Consider the following 23,974-nt stretch of genomic DNA (forward strand, 5'->3'; position numbering starts at 1 on the left):
TTATCCTCCCAAAAAAGAGCTTCTTACTCTTGGGTCATTTAATAATTCTTGACCTGTACCTGAATACTTGTTTTCTCCAGTCACAAGTACATAGCCTCTATCAGAAATGTTTAGTGCTTGTTTTGCATTTTGTTCAACCATTAAAATTGCAACATTTGTTCTCTTTACTTTAATAATGTGATCAAATAATTCATCCATAACTATTGGTGAGACTCCAGCAGTAGGTTCATCTAGCATTAATACTGACGGTTTGATCATCAATGCTCTTCCAAGTGCAACTTGTTGTCTTTGACCACCAGATAATTCACCCACTAACTGATTTCTTTTTTCTTTTAATATAGGAAATAGATCATAAATTTCCTCAATAACATTTTGAAAGCTATCATCTCTTAGATAAGCTCCCATTTCTAAATTTTCTTCAACAGTCATTCCAGCAAAAACATTTTTTGTTTGTGGTACAAATGAAATTCCAGCTTTAACTCTTTCTTGTGGAGAAAGTTTTGAGATATCTTTTCCATCAATTACAACAGAACCAGATTTAAGATTTAATAAACCAAGCATAGCTTTCATTGCTGTTGATTTCCCAGCCCCATTAGGACCAAGAATTGAAACTATTTCCCCTCTATTCACATCAACAGAACAAGAGTTAATAATATCAGGGCCATTGCCATAACCCCCTGTCATTTTTATACCTTCAAAAAAAGCCATTAATTTTCATCCTTTAATTTTGATCCTCTTCCCAAATAACTTTCTATAACTTTTTCATCTTTCTTAACTTCATCAGCAGTTCCTTCAAATAAAACAGAGCCCTCTGCCATTACAATTACCGGATCACATAATCTACTTATAAAATCCATATCATGTTCAATCATACAAAACGTATAACCTTGCTCTTTATTTAACTTAAGAATCGCAGTGCCCAGGTCTTTAAGCAAAGTTCTATTAACTCCTGCTCCCACCTCATCAAGCAATACTAGTTTTGCATCCACCATCATAGTTCTTCCAAGCTCAAGTAATTTTTTTTGACCACCTGATAAATTTCCAGCCAATTCATTTGATAAATGAGTGAGATTTAAGAAATCAACTACGTCCTGAGCTTTTTGTTTTACAGCTAATTCTTCAGTTCTAACTAAGCTTGGCTTTAGTAAAGCAGTCATTAATTTTTCTCCTGATTGATTTGCCGGGACCATCATTAGATTTTCCAAAACTGATAAATTTGTGAACTCATGCGCTATTTGAAATGTTCTTAAAATACCTTTGGAAAATAATTCATATGAGGGAACATCAGTTACATCTTCATTATTAAACAAAACTTTTCCTTGTGAAGATTTTAAATTTCCAGCAATTAAATTAAATAAGGTAGTTTTTCCAGATCCATTAGGTCCAATAATTCCTGTGATGGAACCCTTCTTAATTTTTAAAGAACAATCTGAAACTGCCGCTAACCCTCCAAAATATTTAGATAGATTTTCAATTTGTAAAATATTCTGTTGTTGATTCATAAAATTTTATTTATTTAATCTTTTATGTATACTATTGAGAGTTTTCTCTAAAGATTTATAAAAACCGGCTTTTGTAAGCTCTTTAACACCTTGCTCATTTAATCCTTTAGGAGTTTGAGATTCTTTTACTAAATATTTTAAGTCTTTTTTTGAGTTAACAACAGCATCTTCTGACAAAGCCAAAAATAAAGAAGTTATATATTTTTGAGCATTGTTTCTTTTAACTCCTCTTTTAACCAACCAGTCTGTCATTGAACTTAGTAATTGATAAAAAGGTGCCATCATTCCAGATGTTGACCAGAAATTAATTGAAGATTTTTCATCTTTTATTTCAACAGTTGTTCCCACTTTATCAAAGAATGCTTTAACTTTTTTATTAGGAGGGCAAATAGGTACTGGTCCTTTTTTTAATGAAATTGGAGGTAAGGGTATGGCTCTTACAATTTTTGCTTTAACTTTTATTGCTTTCTTTAATTGAGACAAAGTAATTGTAGAAATAAAACTAATTACTGTTTGGTTTGATTTAAATTTAAGATTTTTAATTATAGACTCACCCACAGAAGGTGTAACAGCTAAAAAAACCCAATCACACTTATCAACTATTTGCTGATTGTCTTTAGCAATAACTACTTTTTTAAATCTATGGCTTAAACTTTTAGCAATGCTTTTGTTCCTTGGTGAAATTATAATTTTATTAAATGAAATTTTAGACTTGCAAATACCAGTAATTACTGATGATGCTATTTTACCTATTCCTATAAATCCTAAATTCATAAATTAATAAATTTTGGTTACTTTATATTGATTATATTGAATTAATTAATAAAAAAAGAGCCTCTAATTCTTAACAATTCTCTACTCAATTCTTCATTTTCTTTGAAAGGTTTTCTTCCATGAAGCCAGAAGTAGTTGTTTGCAATTATTGCAGATCCCACTGGTAATTTGGTAATGGCTTTGTTTTTACTTTCTTCTAAGCCATCTGACAATCTTTGTAAAAAATTACCTTGTTCCATATTTTTTGGCTCAGGAAATTGATCTATGTAAGAAATAATAGGTTTGCCATTAGCATCAGAAGAAAATACTGGGTGTTCTACCTTATAGTCTATATTTTTACTTTTTGGTGAGCCCCAAATAAAATTCTGCTTACCCACAGGATCATTATATAAATCCTCACAATGCTCCCAATCATCAAGGTGCAACATTGCGGTTTCTCCACCTTCTACATTTTGTTCTTGAATCTTGGTCATTAATAACCAATCAGTAACCTCTTTAACGTAAGTTCCATCTGTATGAAGATCCATATTCGTATAAGCTTTTCTTAAATACGAGTCACTTTTATCTTCATGCTTAACGGTAAATCTTGCATAATATTTTCCAGCCATTGAATCATGGTTTGGCACTCCAATTAAATGAGCAATTGCGGTAGAAAGTTTTACTAGAAAATTATCATTAATTTTTGATGTGATATTTTTTGGACCAATTACAAAACATCCTTTAGATCTATCTCTAATTATAGCATTCATTAATTTGCTTAATTTGTTATCTGTCAAATCATCAAAACTTTTTGCAATAGTAAATCGTGTAAAAGGTTTAAGTTCTAGAGCAGTTAAATCAAATTTATTGAAAGGAAAAATTAGTTTTTCAATAATTTCATTTTCTATTTCAATCTTAATTATTCTTTTTGAGTTATTGTGTTTTGAAATTGTTAATCCAGAAATTTTTTCCATTATAAATGCTCACTTAGTAGAGCCATCATGATAGCAGAAATAACAGTTGGATAAACAAAATTTCTTTTAGATATAAAAAATATAAATAAACAAAATAATACTACTGTTGCTCTACTAAAATAGCTGGCATCAGATAAAACTCCAACAGGAAAAATAATTGTTCTAGCAATTAAGGCAGCTAATGTTGAATACGCTAAACAATTAAACCATCTAAATAATTTTGATGTTTCTTTAATTCCTTCTGAAGAAATTACTCCTAAAAATCTCGAGGAAAAAGTTGCTAATGAAGTTACTAAGATCGCAAGAACAACATTAACTGACATTAAGCTCTCCTATGAAATATGCAATAGTTCCGCCCACAAGTCCTCCAAGTAAAATTGACCATTCTGGAGACAAGAAATAAAATATTGGTCCTAACAACAAACCTAATATTACTGATGCTCCTATTTGGATAGTTTTCATTGCACCTACCATCATGCATAAAAAATAAATCGGATTTAGAATTGCTAAACCAATCATTATGTTTTTATCCAAATAATCAGATGAATAGAAACCAATAAATGTACCAATTACAGCAGTAGTCCATGTGGCTGAACCAATTCCAATCCAAAAATCGATTCTATGTTTTTTTTTAATATTTTTATAATTACTTTTCATTATTAGCCATGCTGAGACTGCAATAAAATGACATGAGAAATAGTATTTCCATTTTGGTTGACTTTTGTGCATCATTAATGGAAATAAAGAAACAGTCATGGGATATAATCGAGCATTAACAAACCAAACTGCTAAAAATATATTCAATAAAGATGCTCCAACTAGTAGCGACTCTGCCATAACTAATGAGCCAGGCAAAGCGTACGTTAGCATTGTAGAGAAAATACTCTCTTGAATATTAAATCCCAAGTTTTTAAGAAGCGCACCAATGGCTATAAAGCAACAACCAAGTGCTATGGCTGGACTATCAGGGGCTAAAATAGATTTAAATCCTTTAAAAAAAAACTCTTTATTAATCATTACCCGCCAAGGAATAATCTACCAACATCAGGATTACTTAATAATTCATTACCTTTTCCAGCAATAGCTGTTTGGCCAGAAACTAAAACGTATCCTATATCAGCAAACTCTAAACCTTTTTTAGCATTTTGTTCTACAAGAATGATTGTTTTTTTTTCATTTTGTTGAAGATCTTTTAAAATTTCAAAAACCATATCAATGTACCTTGGCTCTAAGCCAATTGAAGGCTCATCAACTAATAATACTGATGGCTTCATTACAAGAGCTCTTGATATTTCTAACAATCTTCTCTCACCTCCAGATAAAACTTTGGCTGGTTGATTTCTTCGGTTTCTTAATCTTTCATATTTTTCAAAAATCTTTTCCGCCTCTTCGTAAGACTCATCGGTTTTATCTTTGATGTACCCACCCATTAATAAATTTTCTTCAACTGTCATATCTGGAAATACAGAATTATCTTGAAGAATGTAAGCTATCCCTACTGACTTTAATTTCTCAGCTGGAGATAAGTTGGTAATTTCTTTTCCATCAATTTCTATTTGACCTGAAAAAATATTTGTAAATCCATATATTGAATGAAGTATTGTAGATTTACCAGCTCCATTTGGGCCAATTAGACATAATGATTGAGCTTTATTTACAAATAAATCAAAGTTGTGCAAAATTTCCATTTTACCGTACCCTGCATTTAAACCTTTAATAGTTAAATGAATTTCATTTGGAGATAATTTTTTTAAATCATCTGGAGTTGGTGCTTTCCCTAACACTTCATACTGATTTGACATTATTGTGCTCCCAAATAAGCATCTACTACACGCTTATCATTTTTAATTTCATCTGGCGATCCATTGGCTAACATTTTTCCATGTGCTAGACAGAAAATGTCTTCAGCTAGTTGCATGATTACCTTCATGTTGTGTTCGATAACTAAGAGTGTAATACCAAAGTCTTGATTTACTTTAATTAATCTATCTATAATTCCATTAATTAAAGTTGGATTTATTCCAGCAGTAGGTTCGTCTAATAAAAGCATTTCTGGTTCATTCATTAAAGCCATTGCAAGTTCTAGTAATTTTTGTTGGCCAAAAGATAAGTCTCCTGCTCTTAATTTTCTTTTTTGATACAGGCCAACAAAACTTAATAAATTTTCTGCTTTATCTGTTAGATCTTGAGGAATTTTGGAGAATATCTTGATTAAACTCTCATCACTTCCTTTATGACTGATTAACATATTATCTATACAATTTAATTTTCCATAAATTCTTGTTTGTTGAAATGTTCTAAGCAAACCTAGTTTTGCTATTACTGGAACTGGCAACTCAGATACTTCTTTGTTATTAAATTTTATAGATCCACTGTCTATTGGATAAGTTCCAACAATTGAGTTAAACAAAGTTGTTTTACCTGATCCATTTGGTCCAATTAAACCAACAATTTTTCCTTTTTCAACAGACATTGAAATATCAACGTTGGCTTTTACACCTCCAAAAGATTTACTAACATTATTAACCTCTAAGATGCTCATTTTAATTCCACTTGTGCTTTACGATCAGCTTCATCTACCACTTCACCAAATCTTTCTGGGTATTTTTCTCTAAGCCATCCCATTAATCCTTCTGGGAAATAAATTACAATTACAACGATCAAAACACCTAATGCAACATATTGCCAGCCCAAGAAGTAAGTCCAAAAACCCTCTTTAAATAAGTGAAATAAAGTTGCACCAATAACAGGTCCCCATAATGTTCCTTTACCACCAAGTATTGCCATTAAAACCATGAACACACCCATTTCTCTTCCATCAAATGCAACATCAGTAGAGTCTATATAGCCAACTAACCCTCCCATGATACCACCGGCTAAACCACAGAAAAATGCAGAGATCATCCATCCAATAATTTTATATTTCATTGTCTGAATACCCATTGCTTCAGCCTTGTCTTCATTGTCTCTTATTGCATTAAGAACTAATTTAAACCGAGTTGAGTAAACTGATTTTACTGCAACAAAAGTTAACACAAGAACTAAAAAGCTTAAAAAATAAAAAAATTGTCCTCTAGATTCTAAGTTTCCTGTCTCTGGAAATGGGGGTGTTGTGAACCCTTGCCCTGCTCCAATAATTTCAATTCCTCCTGAAATTTCACCTGCAGCTACTCCTAAACCTAAAGTACAAATTGCAAAATAGTGTCCTCTAAGTCCTAAAATTGCATAACCAATTAAACCTGCAACCATTGTTGGTATAATTGCTGCTGCCAAAAGTCCAAAGGCCATGCCTTGGAAAAACTGCGTAGGTGAATGTACAAAAGTTTTTTCTCCACCACTTTCTGTCCATTCTGATAGTGGAAAAAACATACCCACTTGAACAGAAGCACAAATATACATCCCTAGGCCATAAAAAAGAATATTTCCAAATGAATTGTATCCCATTTCACCTCCTTGAATATTCCAAGTTAGGGCTAAAACAATTAATATACATAGAATTGATAATTGAACTTTAAATGCTGGAAGCATAAAAGGTGCAAGAACACCAAAAATCAATATTGCAGCGTATAAAATAATATTATTATTTTTCACTTTAAATACTCTCTTTTTTTAGAAAGTTTAAATCTTCTATAAACTAAAATTAAAACTAACAATAAGAATACAGATCCAATTCTAAACTCTGTTCCCAAAATATAATCAGCAAATTCTTCAAACACTCCTAAACCCATCCCTGAAACTGCAACACCTGGTAAATTTCCTAATCCTGCAATAATAACAATCATGAAAGATCTAATTGTATATGGCAATCCCATATAAGGATGAATTGTGAATGTAATAGCAACCAATGCACCTGCAACACCACAAAGTGCTGCATTAATTCCAAAAGTAGCTGCATAGACTTTTTCAGTATCAACTCCTAAAATTTTTGCTGCTCTTGCATTTTGAGCTGTAGCTCTAATTGCTCGACCCAGTTTTGATTTTTTCATGTAAACAACGAGACCTATTGCAAAAATAATACTTATAATAGCTGAAAATAATTTAGAATTCGGAAGTGTAACTGAATTATTAAACAACATAGTTGTTCCAAATTCAGAATTAGCAAGAACAACATCTGCACCAAATGCAAAGTTCATTAACTGCATGAAAAGGATACTTATGCCAAATGTAGCGAGTATTGAGATGAATAAATCTCTATCTACAACTTTATTTATTACTAACTTATAAAGACCTACCCCTACAAAATACATTATTACTGGCGCAACAATCACACCTAAAGCTGGATGAATTCCTGACAAATACATAAAATAAGCAATGTAACCACCTAGAATTACCAAATCTCCTTGAGCAATATTTATAATATTCATTACTCCCCATTGGAGAGCCATCCCATAAGCTATAAGTGCAAATAAAATTCCAAGTAATATTCCATCTAATGAAGCTTGAACCATTAATATTGGTACTTGAAATATAAGCAGATCCATAAATTTTTTTGAAACTTTCTAAATAAATTTAATTTTTTATATAAAAATGCCCCCTAAAGCTAGGGAGCATTTTGCATATTAGATATTATCTTTTAGACCAAGATGGAATTGGGTGAATTAATTCAGCTGAAGCCCATTTAGTAGGAGCCACAACTTTATTTTCACATTTATCACCATCACACATAACTTGGAATAACACCATTGGCTTGTCAACATTCTGACCGCCTGCTGCAAATTTTATGTTTCCATAAAAAGTTTGCATGTCAGTGGCAGCAAGAGCATCTCTAACTTTTACCTTGTCAAAAGAATTTGCTCTTTCAAATGCATCTTTGAAAACCAATAAAGCGGCTGAAGACTCAGCTGCTTGATAAGGTGGTGCATAATCAAATAATTTTTTAAAGTCAGCATCATATGTCATACCGTCTTTAAAGAAATCATCCTTGTAAGTTAATGTTTTATGCCATTGAGAAGCACATAATGCATACTGTGAATTTTTACCATGCTGTTTTGATAATTTCGCAGCATCACAGTGTGTCATTGCAAGCATTGGCACGTCAACTTTCATTTCAGCAATTTGTCTAACTGCTGTTAAGGCACCTTTAGTGTGACCTGAAACCACAAGAACATCTGGTTTTACAGCTTTAACTTTTGCTAAAGTTGCTGCCATATCATTTAGTTCTTTTGGCAACTTGTCATCTATTACCTTTTTAGATCCTGTTCTTTTGATTGCTTCTAAAACACCTAATCTAACATCTTGAGAAAAAGCATCTTGTTCAAAAGCCATGGCAACTGAAACTGGTTTACCACCATTTTTTTCAACCGCTAAATCTATAGCTACATCAAGATACAAGTTTGCTGGTGCAAGTACTGCAAACAGATATTTGTAACCTTTAGTAAATAATGATCTAGATGCACCATTTGCTTCAACCATTGGAACACCATATTTCTCTGTTACAGGTGCGATCGCTTTGGTTAATCCTGAACTATATGGGCCAAGCATATACTCAACACCATCTTGTTTGATTAATCTTTCTGCAAGTTGCGCTGCTCTTTTAGGGTTTGACTCATCATCGTAATAAATGATTTCAAACTTATAAGTTTTTCCACCAACTTTAACACCACCCATGCTGTTAATTCTATCAACGGCCATGTTATAACCATTTTGAGTATGAACACCATTAGATGAATATTTACCTGTTAATGAAATAGCAGATCCTAAAACTATCTTGTCACCTACAACTTTTGCAAAAGAAGTAGCTGATGAAGACAATAAAATTGCTAATGCAGAAACAAAACTTAAAATTATTCTATGTAATTTCATTTTTATTTCCTATTGTTAATAATTAATTAATAGCCAATTTAATAAAGAAATTTGTGTTATTGCAAGTGGCAATAAAGACTAGTTAATAAAGTTAATATTGTTGTGTAACAACAATAATTCCTGCAATGATTACTAAAACACTCGCAGAAATTGTATTAATAGTTTTTGGGTTTGCTTTTATCCATTTAATTAATTTTTGCGCAAGTAGAGCATAAGCAATTAAAGATAAAAAATCTAAGACAACATAAGTTGTGATCAAAATTATAAATTGAACAAAATAATTTGAATTAAAATCAATAAATTGGGGGAAAATTAATGGAAAAAACATCCAAGCCTTTGGACTTGTGCCTGCAACCAAAAACCCATCTTTAAAAAAAGAAAATAAACTTTTTGAATTAATATTTTTAGAATTAATATCTTTTGGCTTAGAATTATAAAGATCATAAGCTAAATATAAAATGTAAGTTACTCCAATCCATTTAAATGAATTAAGCAAAGCTGAGTTTTCTGAAAAAAAAGAACCAATTACAAAAATTACTAAAGTTGCTTGAATAATATTAGCAGTAACATCTCCAAGAGCGGTCCAGATACATTTTTGAATTCCATAATTCATAGAATAAGAAATAATTACTATCCGTGGTGTTCCAGGAGTAATAAACAAAAAAAGAATTATTTGAAGAAATAGAAAATAATTTAAGGGGTACATTTTAAGGAAGATAGTCCAAAAAAACCGGGAGCTAAAGATGGCTAAGATGGACTATCAGAAACCATAATAACATATGCTAAATAAAATGCATTAATCATTTTTTTCAAATATAAAGGATTTATGAAAAAAAAAGGTCACACCCCCATCACAAGAGTTAAGAATCCTGAGCCAGCAGTTAATGACCCAGATTGGATTATTTGGGCTGCCTGGGCAGATAGGATCACCTTTGAAGAAATAGAAAAGAAAACTGGAAAGACAGAGTCTGAAGTAATTAAAATTATGCGAAGATCTGTAAAACCTGCTTCATTTAGATTGTGGAGAAAAAGAGTTAATCAAAAAAGTATCAAACATAGAAAAAAGTTTGAATATTCTAGAAAAGAAATAACTAGTAAAATTAAAAAGAATGACTATCTTTAAGATATGAAATCAGTAACTATTTATACAGGTCCTCTTTGCAACTACTGTGATGCAGCAAAAAGATTATTAACTAGAAACAATGTTGAATATAAAGAAATAAATATTGCAACAGTAGATGGTGCCATGGATGAAATGATTAAAAAAGCGAATGGTAAAAGAACTATTCCTCAAATCTTTTTTGATGATCAACATATGGGTGGCTATGATGATGTTAGAGCTTTAGAAAAAGAAAATAAATTAACAGATCTTCTCAAATAAATTACTATTCAGATTCTTTTTAAAATTGCTGCTGTAAAAAAATTAATAAAATCTAATTAGCAGTCATTATTGCTTGAAACGGTCCACTACCAATATAAATGACATCAGCACCCGCCCGGTTTAATGACATTCCTTCACCTAAATTAAAACTCATTGTTAAAGAAGTGGTGTCAGAAGTTACATTAATTGCATTTGCAAAAGAAACTAATCCTTCTAATTTATCAACTTCACCTTCATTCGCAGCTAAATGACCATTGGTATCTACCAATATACCTTTTATAGATGCAGTAGTTCCATTGATGTTATCTGCTTCAGCTATTCTTTCCCATGGCTCACCTGCTCCCCCAAAGTGAGTAAGGGTTTCAGTATATTTTCCAGCAGTTACTTCTGTGGCAGAACATATTGACTCATCATCATGAGATCCACTAGAAGTGTGATTTCCTGATCCCGCAACAGTTCTACAATAAACTCCTGTTCCACCAGCTTGACCAGTCATTGCACCATCTATTTGAATTGAAGCTGTTATTCCAAAAGTGTTATCCATCATTGCATAACCATGTGTGTAAGTGCCGGTAGGAGGTCTCGTATAAGTTCCTGTTAAATCAACAGACGCACCCTGTGAAACATTTGTAGTAGAGCCAGCAGCACTATTAAATACTTGAGAGCAGTTTGTTAAATCTACAGTTGCTGAAGTTGTTGGTATGGTTGGAGCACTTGTGCATAAATACATTTTATAAATTACAATTTCATAAAAATCAGGAGTTGCTTCACATCCATTTTTAATTTCTGTTTCTGAATACACTCCATTCGTTACAGTACAAGCAGCAGCTTTTGCATCTTTAGAATTTGTCATCTCAAAAATAGTAATTAATGACAAAAATAAAATAAAATATTTAAAATTTTTCATACTAAAATCCTCCTGCTTTTACAGCGAAAGCTTTTGATTTAACTATTATGTTCTCTCTTCTAACTTTATCGTATTTTTTATCTTTCATTGAAACTCTTTCAAAAGCTTCGTCACTTATAAAACTTTTATCAGCATTCATTTTACTTAAATTGTATGTTAATTTAAAAAACCATTGATCTTCATAACCATTATTTCCATAGTCTATAAAGCCTGTTTCAATATTCATTCCAGTGTTTGGAATACCAATTCTTGAAGAATATTCTAATCCTTCAAAATCTGATCCTCCTGGAATTTCATATTCAAAATATTTAGTATAAAATTTAGCAGTTGGTATGTAAGGAATATGAGCTCCAATTTCTAGATCATAACCGTCTGCAACTGTTTCTTTAACACCATTTTTTCCGGTTACCTCATTTGAAATTGCAAAGTAATGGTTAGTATTTAATTCAAGAATTGATGATTTAATTTCAATCCCAATACTTGCTCTTTGATGATCATAATCTAACTCATGATCATAAAATGCGTTTAAACCAAATAAAAAACTTTCGTCATCACTCAATATTCTTTTTCCAAAACCTAAGTTTAAAGTTTCTCTATCACCGTCATGAGTAAAAAATGATCCTTGGAAAAACGTTAATCCGTTATCAGTATCGTTTAAAGGTTTGAAAGTTAAAATTCCTATTTCAGGTTTATTGCCTTCTTTTGACTTAATTGAAAAATCAGTGTCTTTAAAATTTCCATCTAAAAAATTTTCTATTGAGCTAAAAAAATTATCTTTTAATTTAGATGTATCAGCACTTGAAGTTGAAAATATTAAAACAGAAAAAAGGATTACTAAATACTTTTTCATAGATAGATTTAAAATTTAGTTAATTAATTATTATAATATTTATTATTTTTCAAGTACTAAATATTATTGAGCCATTTTTTAACTATTTAGCTTTTAGGTTTAAAAACCAAACAAACACCATTATTACAGTATCTTTTACCAGTTGGGTTTGGCCCATCATCAAATATATGTCCATGATGACCACCACATTTTTTACAATGGTACTCGGTTCTTGCGTAACCTAATAAATGATCTGTTTTAGTTTCAAACACATCTGGTAAAGACTCATAAAATGAAGGCCAACCAGACCCACTTTCATATTTAGCATTTGAATCAAATAATTTTTCCCCACAATTAGCACAATGAAAACTTCCCTCTCTTTTTTCATGGTTGAGCTCACTAGTACCAGCCATTTCAGTTCCATCTTCAAATAAAACTAATTTTTGTTCAGCGGTTAATTTTGGGTTAATTTTTTTGGTCATGTTAAATCAATTTAGCACATGATTGATGCAATAAAGAGTGTAATTCAACCAATTTACTGAAGTCTTTATTATATCCTCCTCCTAAAACTCCACAAATAGGTATTCTTTTTGAATAAAAATTTTCAACAACTAATTCATCCCTTTGCTTTACTCCTTCATCGGAAATTTTTAACTTACCTAGTCTGTCATTAAAGTGAATATCAACCCCGGCAATATAAAAGACAAAGTCAAAGTTTTCTTTATTAAACTCAGATAAATAATATTTAAGTGTCTTTATATATGCCTTATCTTCAAGATTGTCTTCAAGCTCAACATCTAGATCACTTTTTGACTTTTTGGCAGGATAATTAGTTTTTGAATGCATGCTAAATGTAAAGACATGTCTATTATCTTTAAAAATTTCTGAGTTCCCGTTTCCTTGGTGTACATCTAAATCTACAATTAAAATTCTATTAGCTAACCCTCTATCTAACAAGTAATGGGTAGCAACTGCTACATCATTAAAAACACAATAACCAGCACCTCCCTCATAATTAGCATGATGGCTTCCACCTGCAGTATTACAAGCAACTCCATAATTTAATGCAAGTTTTGAGGCTAACACCGTTCCACCAGTTGCAACTAAAGATCTTTGAACCACACTATCAACCAAAGGAAAACCAATTTTTTTAATTCCATTTTTATCCAAAGTTTTATTTTTGATATCATTAATATAGTTTTCAGAATGAGCCTTATTTAAAGTTTCAAATGAACAAGGTTTAGGATTATGAAATTTTTTTACTACTTTTTGATTAATGAGATATTTAGCAAGTTCGCCAAATTTATTAATTGGAAACTTGTGATCATCTCCAATTTTTGCAACATAATCTTTGTGATTAACTACAGCTAACTCCATTATTTTTCAATAACACGAATAGGCTTTCCATTTACACAAGCCTCTAGATCTTCAATCATTTGAGTATAAAAAATACTATAATTTTCTGCAGTCACATAACCAATGTGTGGAGTAAGTAATGCATTTGGTAAAAATCTTAATTTATTTCCTTCTGGCAAAGGTTCTTTCTCATAAACATCTATCCCTGCTCCCATAATAACATTCGTTGATAAAGCTATGATTAAATCATCCTCATTAATTATTGGGCCTCGTGAAGTGTTAATTAAAAAAGCTGTCTTTTTCATTTGGTCAAACTCTTTAATAGTAATACAATCTTTGTAACGATCTCCTCCTTGAACATGGATTGAAATATAATCAGATGTTTTAATTAAATCTTCTTTACTACATGGGAGTACATTCAACTCTTTGCACTTATCTAAATCTAAATTTTCACTCCAAGCCATTACTTGCATACCAAAAGCATTTGCAATTTTTGCAACTTGTGAGCCCACTCTACCCAGACCAATTAAGCCAATAATTTTACCTTTTAATTCAAAACCAACAGTAGTCTGCCAGTATCCTTGATACATATTATCAATTTCAGTTTTTAAATTTTTAGATAAACCTAAAATTAGAGCCCACGTAAGTTCGCACGTTGGATTAAAATTAATTTCAGTTCCACAAACTATAATTTTTCTTTTTTTTGCAGCCTCTAAATCAATTGCTTTATTTCTTGAGCCACTAGTGATGATGTATTTAAGATCATTTAAATTATCGATTAAATTTTTAGTAATCGGTGTTCGTTCTCGCATGATTAATAATGCCTCAAAATCAGCTAATTGTTCAATAGCATCTGCCTCATCTTCAAAAGGATCACTGAAAATTTTAAATTCGTATTTTCCAGATAATTTTTTTAAGTCCACAAACTCTTGTGAAACATTTTGATAATCATCTAGTATTGCAACTTTAAGCATTTGTAATTTTTTTGTTTGATAAAAATAAACCTAATATAATCAAAACTGAACCAATGAAATGAAAAAATAAAAATTTTTCATTAAAAAATATCATTGCAAAAATTGTACTAAATAATGGGATTAATGATAAAAAAATTCCAGCTCTATTAGCGCCTATAATTGAAACTGCTCCAGCCCAACAATAATAAGACCCAATACTTGGAAAAATAGCTACATAAATCAGAATTAAAAAAAGATTGTTATTAATCTCAACAATTTGACCCTGCATCATTTCAAAAATAAAAGCTGGAAATAAAAGAATTAATCCAAAGGAACAAATAGTTTGTACAAGCGCTAATAAAGATATTTCAAAATTTCTTTTCTTTAAAAATGCTGAATAAATTCCCCAAGCAGTAATTGCAATTAACATATAAATATCACCTTTATTAAAATTTAAAGTAAGTAAAATATTTAGATCTAATCTTGTTATAATTACTAAAATTCCAATTACAGAAATAAATAATCCAGAAAGTTGAAAGATATTTGTTTTTTCTATTTTAAGCATAAAGCAAACTAAAATTATCATTGCAGGGATTGCAGTATTAAAAAGAGAGGCATTAATTACTTGGGTGTGAGCTAAAGCATTATAAGTAAATGCTGAAAAAACTCCAACACTACTAAAACCTAAAATAAAAAATAAAGTTAAATTTTTAGATATTTCACTTTTTAATTTTATGATCTCTTTATAGGTAAAAGGAAATAATATTAGCCAAACTAGAAGCCATCGTAGAAAAGATAATGTATATGGAGGTATATTTTCAATAAAAGCAAATTTTCCAATTGTGAAATTTCCAGCCCAAAATAATGTTGCAAAAAATAAATAAAAATATGCTTTGAAGTTTTGAGAACGAATAGGATTAGAATTCATCTAACTAAGTTAACAAACTATCAATTTTAAAACACTATAAATATAATATCTTGCTATGTATGTATTATGATTTTTTACTTTATTGATTTTCTACTAAGTGACAATCAAAGTCACCATAATCGTTAAAAAAAACACCATCAAGTTCATTGCTGTTTGCTAAAGAACAATCTAAAGGTTGATCTAGAGATTGAACCATGTGTTCACTAACATTTTTTCCAGTTTTATGTTTAACTCCTGTGTTAAAAGCACCTGACATTAATGCGTGACCAACACTTCCTGTTGAAACAAAAGTTAATGTGGGTCCAAGAACAGCTACGTTTTGAGCACATCCTGTAAGAAGCATAAAAAATATAATGATGCTAATTTTTTTAATCATAATGCTGACTAATATAGGGATATGTAATAAAAAAAATAAAAATTTTAGTTTTTGATTAACTTATGTGCTCATTTTGATTTTTTTTAATTTCCGATACCAATAATTGTCAAATCATCATCTAAGATATCATTATTTTCTTTAATCCCTTTTTCTAGAGTTCCTGTTTTCAAAGTTTTTAATCTAATTTCTTCAGTAGCATTTTCTAACTCTTTTTTTAGGGATGAGTTTTCATGTTTCAATATTAAATCCTTAACACCCTCAATTCCAATCTCTTGTTTATTTTCATCCATGCATTCAGAAAATCCATCTGTAAAACAATAAATTCGCCCACCATCTAATTTAAAACTTTCTAATTGGTAAACACTTTCATTTTTGTGCTTAGTTACTGCTAATGGCATTGAACTGGACGTAAACTCTTTAAATTTCTTACCATTTTTCAATAGAGCTGGTTGATGTCCTGCATTAGCAATTTCAACTAAATCAGTCTTTACATTGTATCTTCCAACAATTGAAGTAATAAATGTTCCTATTGGATTGGTTTCTTTTAAGTCGTTGTTCATTTCTAATAAAATTTCATTTGGTTTAAATTTTTGTTTTGCAAAAATTTTAAACAAAGTAATTGCTTTAGCCATCACCATTCCAGCGTTAACCCCTTTGCCAGATACATCAGATAGAGTGAAGTAAACTTCGTCATCGTGTAAATAAAAATCATAAAAATCCCCTGAAATTTCTCTTGCAGGAATATTTAATCCAAAAATTGGGTAATTTTTGATATCTCTTTTAGGCATCAAACGTTTTTGAACATTCATTGCTAGTTTTATTTCTTGAGAAACTCTATTTTTCCATTTATTTTTTTGTTTCTCCGATTGTTCTAGTTTGTCCATCAACACATTGTATTGTGTGCCAATTATTCCACTATCAGTAAAAGGATCTTGTGGAGCCCTACTTGAATAATCATCTGATTTTGCTTGTTTAGTTAATACTTCTAATAATTCATGAGTGTCTGTTGATGCGTTGTGCTCTGAAATATTTAAACCAAGCTCTTCTTGAATTTTATTTACTCTTAGAGGGAAAAATGAATTGATAATTTTTAATATTATATAAGACCCAAAAAAACAAAAACTCCCAATTGATACTATTCCTATTAATTGAATAAACAATTGTGCTAATCTTGTTTTTTCAACCCCCATCATTTCGAAATTTCCAAACAAAGCAACTGCAATGGTTCCCCACATCCCACAAGCTAAATGAACAGGTATAGCACTAACCACATCATCAATTTTAACTTTTTCAAGTAATACAATTGTTGAACCCGAAACAATTCCACCAATACTACCAATTAAAATTGCATCAGCAGGATCTACATAAGCGCATGATGCAGTAATAGAAACTAATCCAGCAAGCGGGCCTGTAATCATAAATAATGGTTCTGGTTTTTTTAAAATTAGAATACCCATGATACTTGAAAAGATAAGTCCAAATGATGCAGATAAAAAAGTATTAATTAAAATTAACGGAATTTTTAAATCCATTGCTCCATTTGCACCCCCATTGAATCCAAACCAACCAAACCATAAAATTAAAGCGCCTAAGGCTGCTATTGGTGTATTGCTTCCTTGAAAAGACTTACTTTTATCATCTTCTCTAAATCTTCCTGTACGATTACCTACAATTAACAAGACGGATAAAGCAATCCAACCTCCAACAGAGTGAACAACAGATGCCCCTGCAAAATCTAAATACCCTAATTGACCTAACCAACCAAATTTTTCTTCAGGGTTTTCAAAATTAAACGCCCAAGACCAATGACCAACAATTGGATAGAAAAAACCTGAGGCTAAAAATGTTATTATTATATAAGAATAAAACTTTAATCTTTCAGCAACTGCACCTGAGATAATAGTTGCAGCTGTTGCAACAAACATTGCTTGGAAAACAAAATAAGTTTGATAGCCCGCGACTTTAGTGGTGAAGAAAAAAAATTTAGTCCCAAAAAGTCCCGATACACTAGTTCCATACATTAACGCAAAACCAAACGCCCAGAAAACTACAACTGCTATTCCAAAGTCTGTTAAGTTTTTAAGAGCTACGTTAATGCTATTTTTACTTCTAGATAAACCAGACTCTAAACACATAAAGCCTGCTTGCATTAAAAAAACAAGGATAGCACAAATTAAAAGCCAAAAGGTATCTAAATTTGCTTGTAAAATTGCGTCTAAGCGAAATTCTAGTGCAGTTAAAGCTCCTTTATTAGCAAGTTCTAACTGGTCTATATTAGACTGCAGCTTATCAAGCACTACCTGTGTGTCAGCTGCAGTCATAATGTAATTTTAATTAATCAACTAATTTTCTAGCTTCTCCAGCATCAGTAATAATTTTTTCAACGCTTACTACTTTAATTACCTCAAAACCAGTTCCAAGAATTGCATTTTTATAATCATCATCTGAAAGATTAGATTTATCCTCAAAAGATGAGACTGCAACACCTTCAGGCCATGAAACTTTAACAGTAGCATTTGGACTTGCAGCTTGAAGCGCCTTGGTTACCATTTTTTGGCACTTAATACACATCATACCATTTACTTGAGCAATTTGTGTTTGAGCTGCAAACAAATTAGTACTAAATAAAAATAAACCTAGAGTTAATATTATTTTTTTAAACATAATTTCCTTATTTGTTAAGATTAACTTTAACATTTAAAAATCTGGTTTACACTATAAAATAGATCATAATGGGTAATTTTAAAAAGGCATTCCTATTACTTACCTATTGAAATTAAGGTTAAATCATCACTTAATTTATTTTTGGCTGCGACTTTTACAACTTTTTTTGTAATATCATCTAATTGTTTTTTAACATCTTTGTTGAAACTTTTTTCAATTATTTCGATTGATCCTTCAATTCCTATTTCTTCTCCTTTATTGTTTTCACTTTCAGATAGACCATCAGTAAATGCATAAAACCTATGACCATTTAGTTTTGTTTTATGTATAGGGTATACCGATTTATCTTTTTGAGGAATTACTCCCATTGGTGGAGAATTACTTTCAAACTTTTCATAAATACCTTTTTCATTTCTAATTAATGCTGGTTGGTGTCCTCCATTAACCCATCTTATTTCATCGGTAATAAGATTATATTCGCCTAATATACATGTTACAAACATCCCGCCTGTCTTTGTTATAAATAAATCATTATTCATATGAAGCATCATTTCATCTGGATCAACTTTATCTCTAGACATAATTTCAAATAATGTTGACGCTTTTGCCATCACCATTCCTGCATGAATTCCTTTTCCAGCTACATCCGCTATTATAAAATAAACACTTTCATTATGAGGATAAAAACTGAAAAAATCTCCTGAAACTTCTCTAGCCGCTAGGTTAATTCCATGAACAGGATAATTTTCTAAATTTCTTTTTGGTAAAAAGTTTTCTTGAACTTTTACTGCAAGGTTTACTTCATTAGAAATTCTATCGCGCCAAACTTTTTTTTCTGACTCACTTTGTTCTAATTTACTCATCAATTTATTGTAATAAAGTCCAATTACTCCCCCTGCCGTAAATGGATCTTGTGGTCCTCTAATTTTTAAATCACCAGTATCAGATTGTTTTTCTAAAATTTTAATTAAATCATGCTCTACAGATGTTGCATTATGTTCTGCAATATTTAATCCAAGTTCTTCATGTAAAGGGCTTACTCGTAATGGATAAAAATAATTTAAGAGTCTTAATACAATATATGATCCAAAAAATGCGAAAGCACCAATTGCTAATATTCCTATAAATTGAACTTCAATTTGTTCTAATCTTGTAAGTCCTGTTCCTAATTTGTCTAAATCACTAAATAAACCAACTGCTATTGTTCCCCATATCCCTGCTGCTAAATGAACAGGAACCGCACCAACAACATCGTCTATCTCAAATTTATTTAAAAGTTCATTTACAAAAATGGATATAATTGCTCCGATAATTCCAACAAAGATCGCTGTAACTGAAGTCATTGAATTACAACCTGCTGTTATTGCAACTAATCCAGCAAGAGGCCCTAATATCACATAAAATGGATCTGGTTTTTTAAATAAGGCGAATGAAATAGCTAGCCCAGTTAATAATCCAAAAGCAGCAGAAAGAAACGTATTAATTAATATTAAGGGTACCGTTTCATCCATTGCACCATTACTTCCACCATTAAATCCAAACCAGCCAAACCATAAAATTAAAGTTCCTAAAACTGCTAAAGGGAAACTTGAGCCAGTAAATTTACCTTTATTAGCTTTAGAATATTTTCCAATCCTTGGCCCTAAAATTAATACTGCAGCAAGTGCAATCCATCCACCGACAGAGTGAACAATTGTGCTACCAGCAAAATCTACAAAACCAAGCTCTGTTAACCATCCTGTAGTTTTTACTTGTCCAGTAACAGCTAATAACTGCGTTACTGCATCATTCATATTATTTAAATAACTAGAAGACCATGCCCAATGACCAACAATTGGATAAATTATACCTGTAGCAATGATAGTTATAATTAAATATCCATTAAACTTCATTCTTTCAGCGACAGCACCAGAAACTATTGTTGCAGCGGTTGCAACAAACATCGCTTGGAACACAAAATAAGTCATATATTCAGATTTTTCAGTTTTAAAAAAGAAAAGATCGGTTCCAAAAAAACCATTATAGCTTGTTCCAAACATTAAGCCGAAACCAAAAATCCAAAACACTACAACAGCTAAACCAAAGTCAGCTGCATTCTTAAGTGCAACGTTAATACTATTTTTATGTCTTGAAAGACCAGTCTCCATACACATGAAACCAGCTTGCATGATAAAAACTAATATTGCACAATCAATTACCCAAAGGGTATCAACAAATGATTTTACCGACTCCAAATCTATATTTTCCATTTCCTATTCATCATTTTTTTTCCAAAGAAAATAAAATATATAAGGAGCAACTGCAGGTAGAATTCCAAACCAAAACCACTCATCCCAATTAAAACTTTTGTCTACAGCAAAACTTTTAAGACCATTCCACCAGGTTAAATATCCTATGAAAATTATCCATACCAAACTTACTGTGATTACAATTTTAGTATTAAGGTCTAATTCACCTTTAAAAAAACTAATTATGAATTTTTTATAGTTTTCTATGATCATTGAATTGATCTAGCAACCTTCTCTGGTAAATACTTGTTTGCCATCAAGTTTAATCTTACATCCGCCACCATTTCTTTCGGATACAATATAATAATTTCTTGTATTATTTTCTATGATACAGACATTATAACCTAACTCATCTGTAAACAATTCCGCTCCCTCAATTAATGCTGCTTCCACAGCATCAGACGTTGCAGATGTTGGGGAACAAGTAGACCCTGAACTAACTCCGTAATAAGATGAGTTTTCTGAATAATATTCTGTTTGTGCTAAGGACAGCTGCATCATTGCATTCTCTGCTGTTTTCTTTTTAGCTGCTTCTACATAACCGCTATATGCAACAAAACCTATTGCAGCGATTATGCTAATAATTGCTACGACTACTAGAAGTTCAATTAAAGTAAAACCTGATCTCCTAGTAGTCATAGACAAACTTATGTATTTTCTATTCTACAACTGCTTGGTTAGAAAGTAAATTTCCATTATCAGCTGTACCATCATCGGTAGCACATGTGTAAACGTAGAACGAATTTCCATCATCAGAGACTGTTGTTTGTCCCTTAGTAGTATTACCACAAGTAGGCGCTGTTGCTGCTCCAGAACAATTGCTAACTTAGAACCATTTACCTCACCATATGAGTTTTTAAAATCATTTAGTGCGGCAATAGCTGCTTCTGCTACTTTACCATCTTTCCAACGTCAGAGCAGGTAAGTTTATCATACCATCTTTATCTTTCATGGCCGTTCCTCCGCCTTGAATATTGCATTTCTTTAATTCAGCAGCAACATACTTTAATACTGCAGAGTGATTTGATTTTGCTGCTGATTTTTTTGCACTTGATGTGTAACCTGAATAAGCAACAACACCAACGGCAGCTAAAATACCAATGATCGCTACAACAACAAGTAGCTCGATCAATGTAAAACCTTTTTGTTTATTCTTCATTTTGAATATTCCTTATATTAATTAATTAATTTCTGTAACAAATACATCATTTTATAAAATCAACAATTATTCAAGTGCTAATTATGGGTCAATTACCTGTAAATTTACTTTTTTTTTAAAAAAATCAATTATTTATGATATAGAAACGCATGTCTTACAAAATTACAGAAGATGGAAACATAGCAACAGTTCACTTAGATGGTGAAATCGATATGGATGTAACCGAAAAGGCAAAAGAAGTAATTATGCCTTTAATAGAAAGTGGTAAAGAGGTTCATCTTAATCTTAAAGAAGTTCAATACATGGACTCTTCTGGAATTTCTGTTCTAATTGAAAGTCATCAAAAAGCTGCTGAGCTTGGAAATAGAGTTGTACTAAAAGAAATTAGTAAATCTGTCCTAAAAGTAATAATGATGGCTAAACTAGAACAGATATTAATCATAGAGTAATGACTTTTTCTGAAAGTAAAGAGTTTTCAGTTCATTCATCAAGTTTAAAAGAGATAAGAAGTTTTGCAAGAGAAGTACTTGCTAAAGATGATATCTTTAAATCATCAAGCGATGATGTGGTGTTGGCACTAGCAGAAGCAGCTCAAAATATCGTTAAGCATGCTTATAGTGGAAAAGAAACATCTGATAGTCTGAAAGTTGAAATTAGTTTTGACAATAATCAATTAAAAATTGATTTATATGATAAAGGCGAGCCAGCTATACCATCAAATATCAAACCTAGAAATGTTAACGATATTAAACCAGGTGGTTTAGGAACTTTTTTTATAGGACAGATTATGGATGAAGTCGTATTTAAAACGGCTGCAACAGATTGGGTAAATCACTTAATTTTAATAAAAAATTATTAAATTTATTGTCCAATAATTGAACCAACATTGAATATTGGTGAATACATCGCAATCATTAATCCACCAATCATAGTACCCATAAATACAATCATGATCGGTTCTATTAAGCTAGCCATGTTATCAACTGCTGTATCGAACTCTTCCTCATAATAACTTGAAACTGAATTAAACATTTCATCTAAATTTCCAGTTTGTTCTCCAACTGAAATTAATTGACTAAAGGTTGGTGGAAAAGTTGGTTCTTTTAAAAATAATTTTGTAAGTGTATCTCCTGAAAAGACTCCTTTTTTTACGTTTTCTATTGCAAGAGTTACGACATCGTTATTACTTACTTGTTTAGCAATCTCTAAACTTTCTAATAAATTTACACCCGCAGAACTTAGATTTCCCATAATTAGTGAAACTCTAGCGATCAATGATTTTAAAATCATATCACCAAAAACTGGCATCTTTAAAACTCTACCATGCCACCAATATCTTACTTTTGGAATATTATTTGTAAGATATTTAAAGCTAAAATAAAAAACTAGTATTACAATAAATAAGGTCAAGCCACCTTGTCCTCTCATAAAATCACTAGCTGTCATAATAACTGCTGTTGAAGTTGGTAATGCTACACCCATACCTTCATACATTTGAGCAAAAACAGGTACTACTTTGATTAACATAAAAACCATTACTGTGATTGCAACCGTAAACATTACAATTGGATAAGTTAAAGCACCTTTAATTTTCTTCTTAACTTTTTCTCTTTTTTCAAGAGACTCTACTAACTTCATTAAAAAAATATCTAATTTTCCACTGGCTTCACCAGCTTTAATAAGATTGATATAAATATTATCGAAAATATTAGGGTATTTTTCAAAACATTTAGATAATGTAAGACCACCTTCGAGGTTTTTTCTAATTTCTTCAACAATTATCTTTAACTCTGGGTGTTCTAATTGGTCACGTAACATGCCCAAAACATTTAAAATTGGTAATCCTGCTTTTACCATAGTTGCGAACTGTTTAGAAAAAATTACAACATCTTCAGGCTTAACTTTCTTTTTAAAAAAAGATGATCCCCCTCCACTTTTCTTCTTTGCAGCAGCTTTTTTTTTGGATTTACTAATGTTGGTAATAATAATTTTTTGCTCTTTAAGCTTAAAATTAGCTTCATCTTGACTTAATGCTTCAATTGTTCCTTCAACATATTTACCTGCTGAAATTCCTTTATACGTGAATGTTTCTGATGACATAA

General features: G+C 31.1%; 30 protein-coding genes. 4 read left to right on the top strand and 26 right to left on the bottom strand.

Annotation, left to right across the window (positions count from 1 at the left end; all coding sequences use genetic code 11):
- The 12 genes from Q0X98_RS03785 to Q0X98_RS03840 form a co-directional block, all read right to left on the bottom strand.
- Positions 1-708 (bottom strand): ABC transporter ATP-binding protein, encoded by a 708-nt coding sequence (locus Q0X98_RS03785; RefSeq protein WP_297681642.1) that lies wholly within the window; start codon positions 706-708, stop codon positions 1-3.
- Complete coding sequence (locus Q0X98_RS03790) at positions 708-1,502, bottom strand: ABC transporter ATP-binding protein (RefSeq protein WP_297681644.1); 795 nt, start codon at positions 1,500-1,502, stop codon at positions 708-710. Before Q0X98_RS03790 ends, Q0X98_RS03785 begins: the two co-directional genes overlap by 1 nt.
- A 6-nt stretch (positions 1,503-1,508) precedes the next feature.
- Positions 1,509-2,276, bottom strand: coding sequence for a pyrroline-5-carboxylate reductase (locus Q0X98_RS03795; RefSeq protein ID WP_297681646.1), 768 nt, complete (start codon positions 2,274-2,276; stop codon positions 1,509-1,511).
- A gap of 41 nt (positions 2,277-2,317) precedes the next feature.
- The gene (gene glaH, locus Q0X98_RS03800; RefSeq protein WP_297681648.1) at positions 2,318-3,229 is read right to left on the bottom strand and encodes a glutarate dioxygenase GlaH; all 912 of its coding nucleotides are present in this window, start codon (positions 3,227-3,229) and stop codon (positions 2,318-2,320) included.
- Entirely contained in the window at positions 3,229-3,552 is a 324-nt protein-coding gene (locus tag Q0X98_RS03805; protein ID WP_297681650.1) for an AzlD domain-containing protein, read from the bottom strand. Before Q0X98_RS03805 ends, glaH begins: the two co-directional genes overlap by 1 nt.
- The gene (locus Q0X98_RS03810; RefSeq protein ID WP_297681652.1) at positions 3,542-4,246 is read right to left on the bottom strand and encodes an AzlC family ABC transporter permease; all 705 of its coding nucleotides are present in this window, start codon (positions 4,244-4,246) and stop codon (positions 3,542-3,544) included. Before Q0X98_RS03810 ends, Q0X98_RS03805 begins: the two co-directional genes overlap by 11 nt.
- Entirely contained in the window at positions 4,246-5,031 is a 786-nt protein-coding gene (locus Q0X98_RS03815; RefSeq protein ID WP_297681654.1) for an ABC transporter ATP-binding protein, read from the bottom strand. The genes Q0X98_RS03810 and Q0X98_RS03815 overlap by 1 nt, the downstream gene beginning before the upstream one ends.
- A complete protein-coding gene (locus Q0X98_RS03820) occupies positions 5,031-5,771 on the bottom strand; it encodes an ABC transporter ATP-binding protein (RefSeq protein ID WP_297681656.1) in 741 nt (246 codons plus the stop codon). Before Q0X98_RS03820 ends, Q0X98_RS03815 begins: the two co-directional genes overlap by 1 nt.
- A complete protein-coding gene (locus Q0X98_RS03825) occupies positions 5,768-6,757 on the bottom strand; it encodes a branched-chain amino acid ABC transporter permease (RefSeq protein ID WP_297681805.1) in 990 nt (329 codons plus the stop codon). Before Q0X98_RS03825 ends, Q0X98_RS03820 begins: the two co-directional genes overlap by 4 nt.
- Before the next feature lie 59 nt (positions 6,758-6,816).
- Positions 6,817-7,710: a branched-chain amino acid ABC transporter permease gene (locus Q0X98_RS03830; protein ID WP_023648870.1), complete on the bottom strand. Its 894-nt coding sequence runs from the start codon at positions 7,708-7,710 to the stop codon at positions 6,817-6,819.
- 85 nt (positions 7,711-7,795) lie between these two features.
- Positions 7,796-9,031, bottom strand: coding sequence for an amino acid ABC transporter substrate-binding protein (locus tag Q0X98_RS03835; protein WP_297681660.1), 1,236 nt, complete (start codon positions 9,029-9,031; stop codon positions 7,796-7,798).
- A 91-nt stretch (positions 9,032-9,122) separates the two neighbouring features.
- Entirely contained in the window at positions 9,123-9,737 is a 615-nt protein-coding gene (locus Q0X98_RS03840) for a LysE family translocator (RefSeq protein ID WP_297681662.1), read from the bottom strand.
- 120 nt (positions 9,738-9,857) lie between these two features.
- On the opposite strand from Q0X98_RS03840, the gene Q0X98_RS03845 reads away from it, so the two are divergent.
- Together Q0X98_RS03845 and grxC are read left to right on the top strand one after the other, a co-directional pair.
- On the top strand, positions 9,858-10,154 hold the full coding sequence (locus Q0X98_RS03845; RefSeq protein ID WP_297681664.1) for a TIGR03643 family protein: 297 nt from the start codon (positions 9,858-9,860) through the stop codon (positions 10,152-10,154).
- A 3-nt stretch (positions 10,155-10,157) separates the two neighbouring features.
- Complete coding sequence (gene grxC, locus Q0X98_RS03850; protein WP_297681666.1) at positions 10,158-10,412, top strand: glutaredoxin 3; 255 nt, start codon at positions 10,158-10,160, stop codon at positions 10,410-10,412.
- A 52-nt stretch (positions 10,413-10,464) separates the two neighbouring features.
- Here grxC and Q0X98_RS03855 read toward each other — a convergent pair whose 3' ends face one another.
- The 13 genes from Q0X98_RS03855 to Q0X98_RS07450 all read right to left on the bottom strand — a co-directional run bounded on the left by Q0X98_RS03855 (position 10,465) and on the right by Q0X98_RS07450 (position 21,872).
- Positions 10,465-11,319, bottom strand: coding sequence for a hypothetical protein (locus Q0X98_RS03855; protein ID WP_297681668.1), 855 nt, complete (start codon positions 11,317-11,319; stop codon positions 10,465-10,467).
- A 1-nt stretch (position 11,320) separates the two neighbouring features.
- Entirely contained in the window at positions 11,321-12,169 is an 849-nt protein-coding gene (locus Q0X98_RS03860) for an inverse autotransporter beta domain-containing protein (RefSeq protein WP_297681670.1), read from the bottom strand.
- Between the two features lie 86 nt (positions 12,170-12,255).
- Positions 12,256-12,630, bottom strand: a complete 375-nt coding sequence (gene msrB / locus Q0X98_RS03865; protein ID WP_297681672.1) for a peptide-methionine (R)-S-oxide reductase MsrB — start codon at positions 12,628-12,630, stop codon at positions 12,256-12,258.
- A 1-nt stretch (position 12,631) separates the two neighbouring features.
- Entirely contained in the window at positions 12,632-13,525 is an 894-nt protein-coding gene (locus Q0X98_RS03870; protein ID WP_297681674.1) for a histone deacetylase, read from the bottom strand.
- Complete coding sequence (locus Q0X98_RS03875; protein ID WP_297681676.1) at positions 13,525-14,478, bottom strand: D-2-hydroxyacid dehydrogenase family protein; 954 nt, start codon at positions 14,476-14,478, stop codon at positions 13,525-13,527. The genes Q0X98_RS03870 and Q0X98_RS03875 overlap by 1 nt, the downstream gene beginning before the upstream one ends.
- A complete protein-coding gene (locus tag Q0X98_RS03880; RefSeq protein WP_297681678.1) occupies positions 14,471-15,385 on the bottom strand; it encodes a DMT family transporter in 915 nt (304 codons plus the stop codon). The genes Q0X98_RS03875 and Q0X98_RS03880 overlap by 8 nt, the downstream gene beginning before the upstream one ends.
- Before the next feature lie 79 nt (positions 15,386-15,464).
- A complete protein-coding gene (locus tag Q0X98_RS03885) occupies positions 15,465-15,761 on the bottom strand; it encodes a hypothetical protein (RefSeq protein WP_297681679.1) in 297 nt (98 codons plus the stop codon).
- A gap of 83 nt (positions 15,762-15,844) precedes the next feature.
- A complete protein-coding gene (gene amt / locus Q0X98_RS03890) occupies positions 15,845-18,082 on the bottom strand; it encodes an ammonium transporter (protein ID WP_297681681.1) in 2,238 nt (745 codons plus the stop codon).
- A 13-nt stretch (positions 18,083-18,095) separates the two neighbouring features.
- Positions 18,096-18,425: a heavy-metal-associated domain-containing protein gene (locus tag Q0X98_RS03895; protein ID WP_297681683.1), complete on the bottom strand. Its 330-nt coding sequence runs from the start codon at positions 18,423-18,425 to the stop codon at positions 18,096-18,098.
- 95 nt (positions 18,426-18,520) lie between these two features.
- Positions 18,521-20,674, bottom strand: a complete 2,154-nt coding sequence (locus Q0X98_RS03900; RefSeq protein ID WP_297681685.1) for an ammonium transporter — start codon at positions 20,672-20,674, stop codon at positions 18,521-18,523.
- Positions 20,675-20,677: 3 nt separating this feature from the next.
- Positions 20,678-20,926, bottom strand: coding sequence for a hypothetical protein (locus Q0X98_RS03905; RefSeq protein WP_297681687.1), 249 nt, complete (start codon positions 20,924-20,926; stop codon positions 20,678-20,680).
- A gap of 9 nt (positions 20,927-20,935) precedes the next feature.
- Positions 20,936-21,352, bottom strand: coding sequence for a prepilin-type N-terminal cleavage/methylation domain-containing protein (locus Q0X98_RS03910; RefSeq protein ID WP_297681689.1), 417 nt, complete (start codon positions 21,350-21,352; stop codon positions 20,936-20,938).
- A 256-nt stretch (positions 21,353-21,608) separates the two neighbouring features.
- Positions 21,609-21,872: a prepilin-type N-terminal cleavage/methylation domain-containing protein gene (locus Q0X98_RS07450; protein WP_320415269.1), complete on the bottom strand. Its 264-nt coding sequence runs from the start codon at positions 21,870-21,872 to the stop codon at positions 21,609-21,611.
- 149 nt (positions 21,873-22,021) lie between these two features.
- Between Q0X98_RS07450 and Q0X98_RS03920 the strand changes: the two genes are divergently transcribed.
- Positions 22,022-22,321, top strand: a complete 300-nt coding sequence (locus Q0X98_RS03920; RefSeq protein ID WP_028036380.1) for an STAS domain-containing protein — start codon at positions 22,022-22,024, stop codon at positions 22,319-22,321.
- Complete coding sequence (locus Q0X98_RS03925) at positions 22,321-22,731, top strand: ATP-binding protein (protein WP_297681692.1); 411 nt, start codon at positions 22,321-22,323, stop codon at positions 22,729-22,731. The genes Q0X98_RS03920 and Q0X98_RS03925 overlap by 1 nt, the downstream gene beginning before the upstream one ends.
- A gap of 2 nt (positions 22,732-22,733) precedes the next feature.
- Here Q0X98_RS03925 and Q0X98_RS03930 read toward each other — a convergent pair whose 3' ends face one another.
- A complete protein-coding gene (locus Q0X98_RS03930; protein WP_297681694.1) occupies positions 22,734-23,972 on the bottom strand; it encodes a type II secretion system F family protein in 1,239 nt (412 codons plus the stop codon).
- Positions 23,973-23,974 lie beyond the last annotated feature (2 nt).

The organism is uncultured Candidatus Pelagibacter sp. (assembly GCF_943788075.1).
GTDB lineage: Bacteria > Pseudomonadota > Alphaproteobacteria > Pelagibacterales > Pelagibacteraceae > Pelagibacter.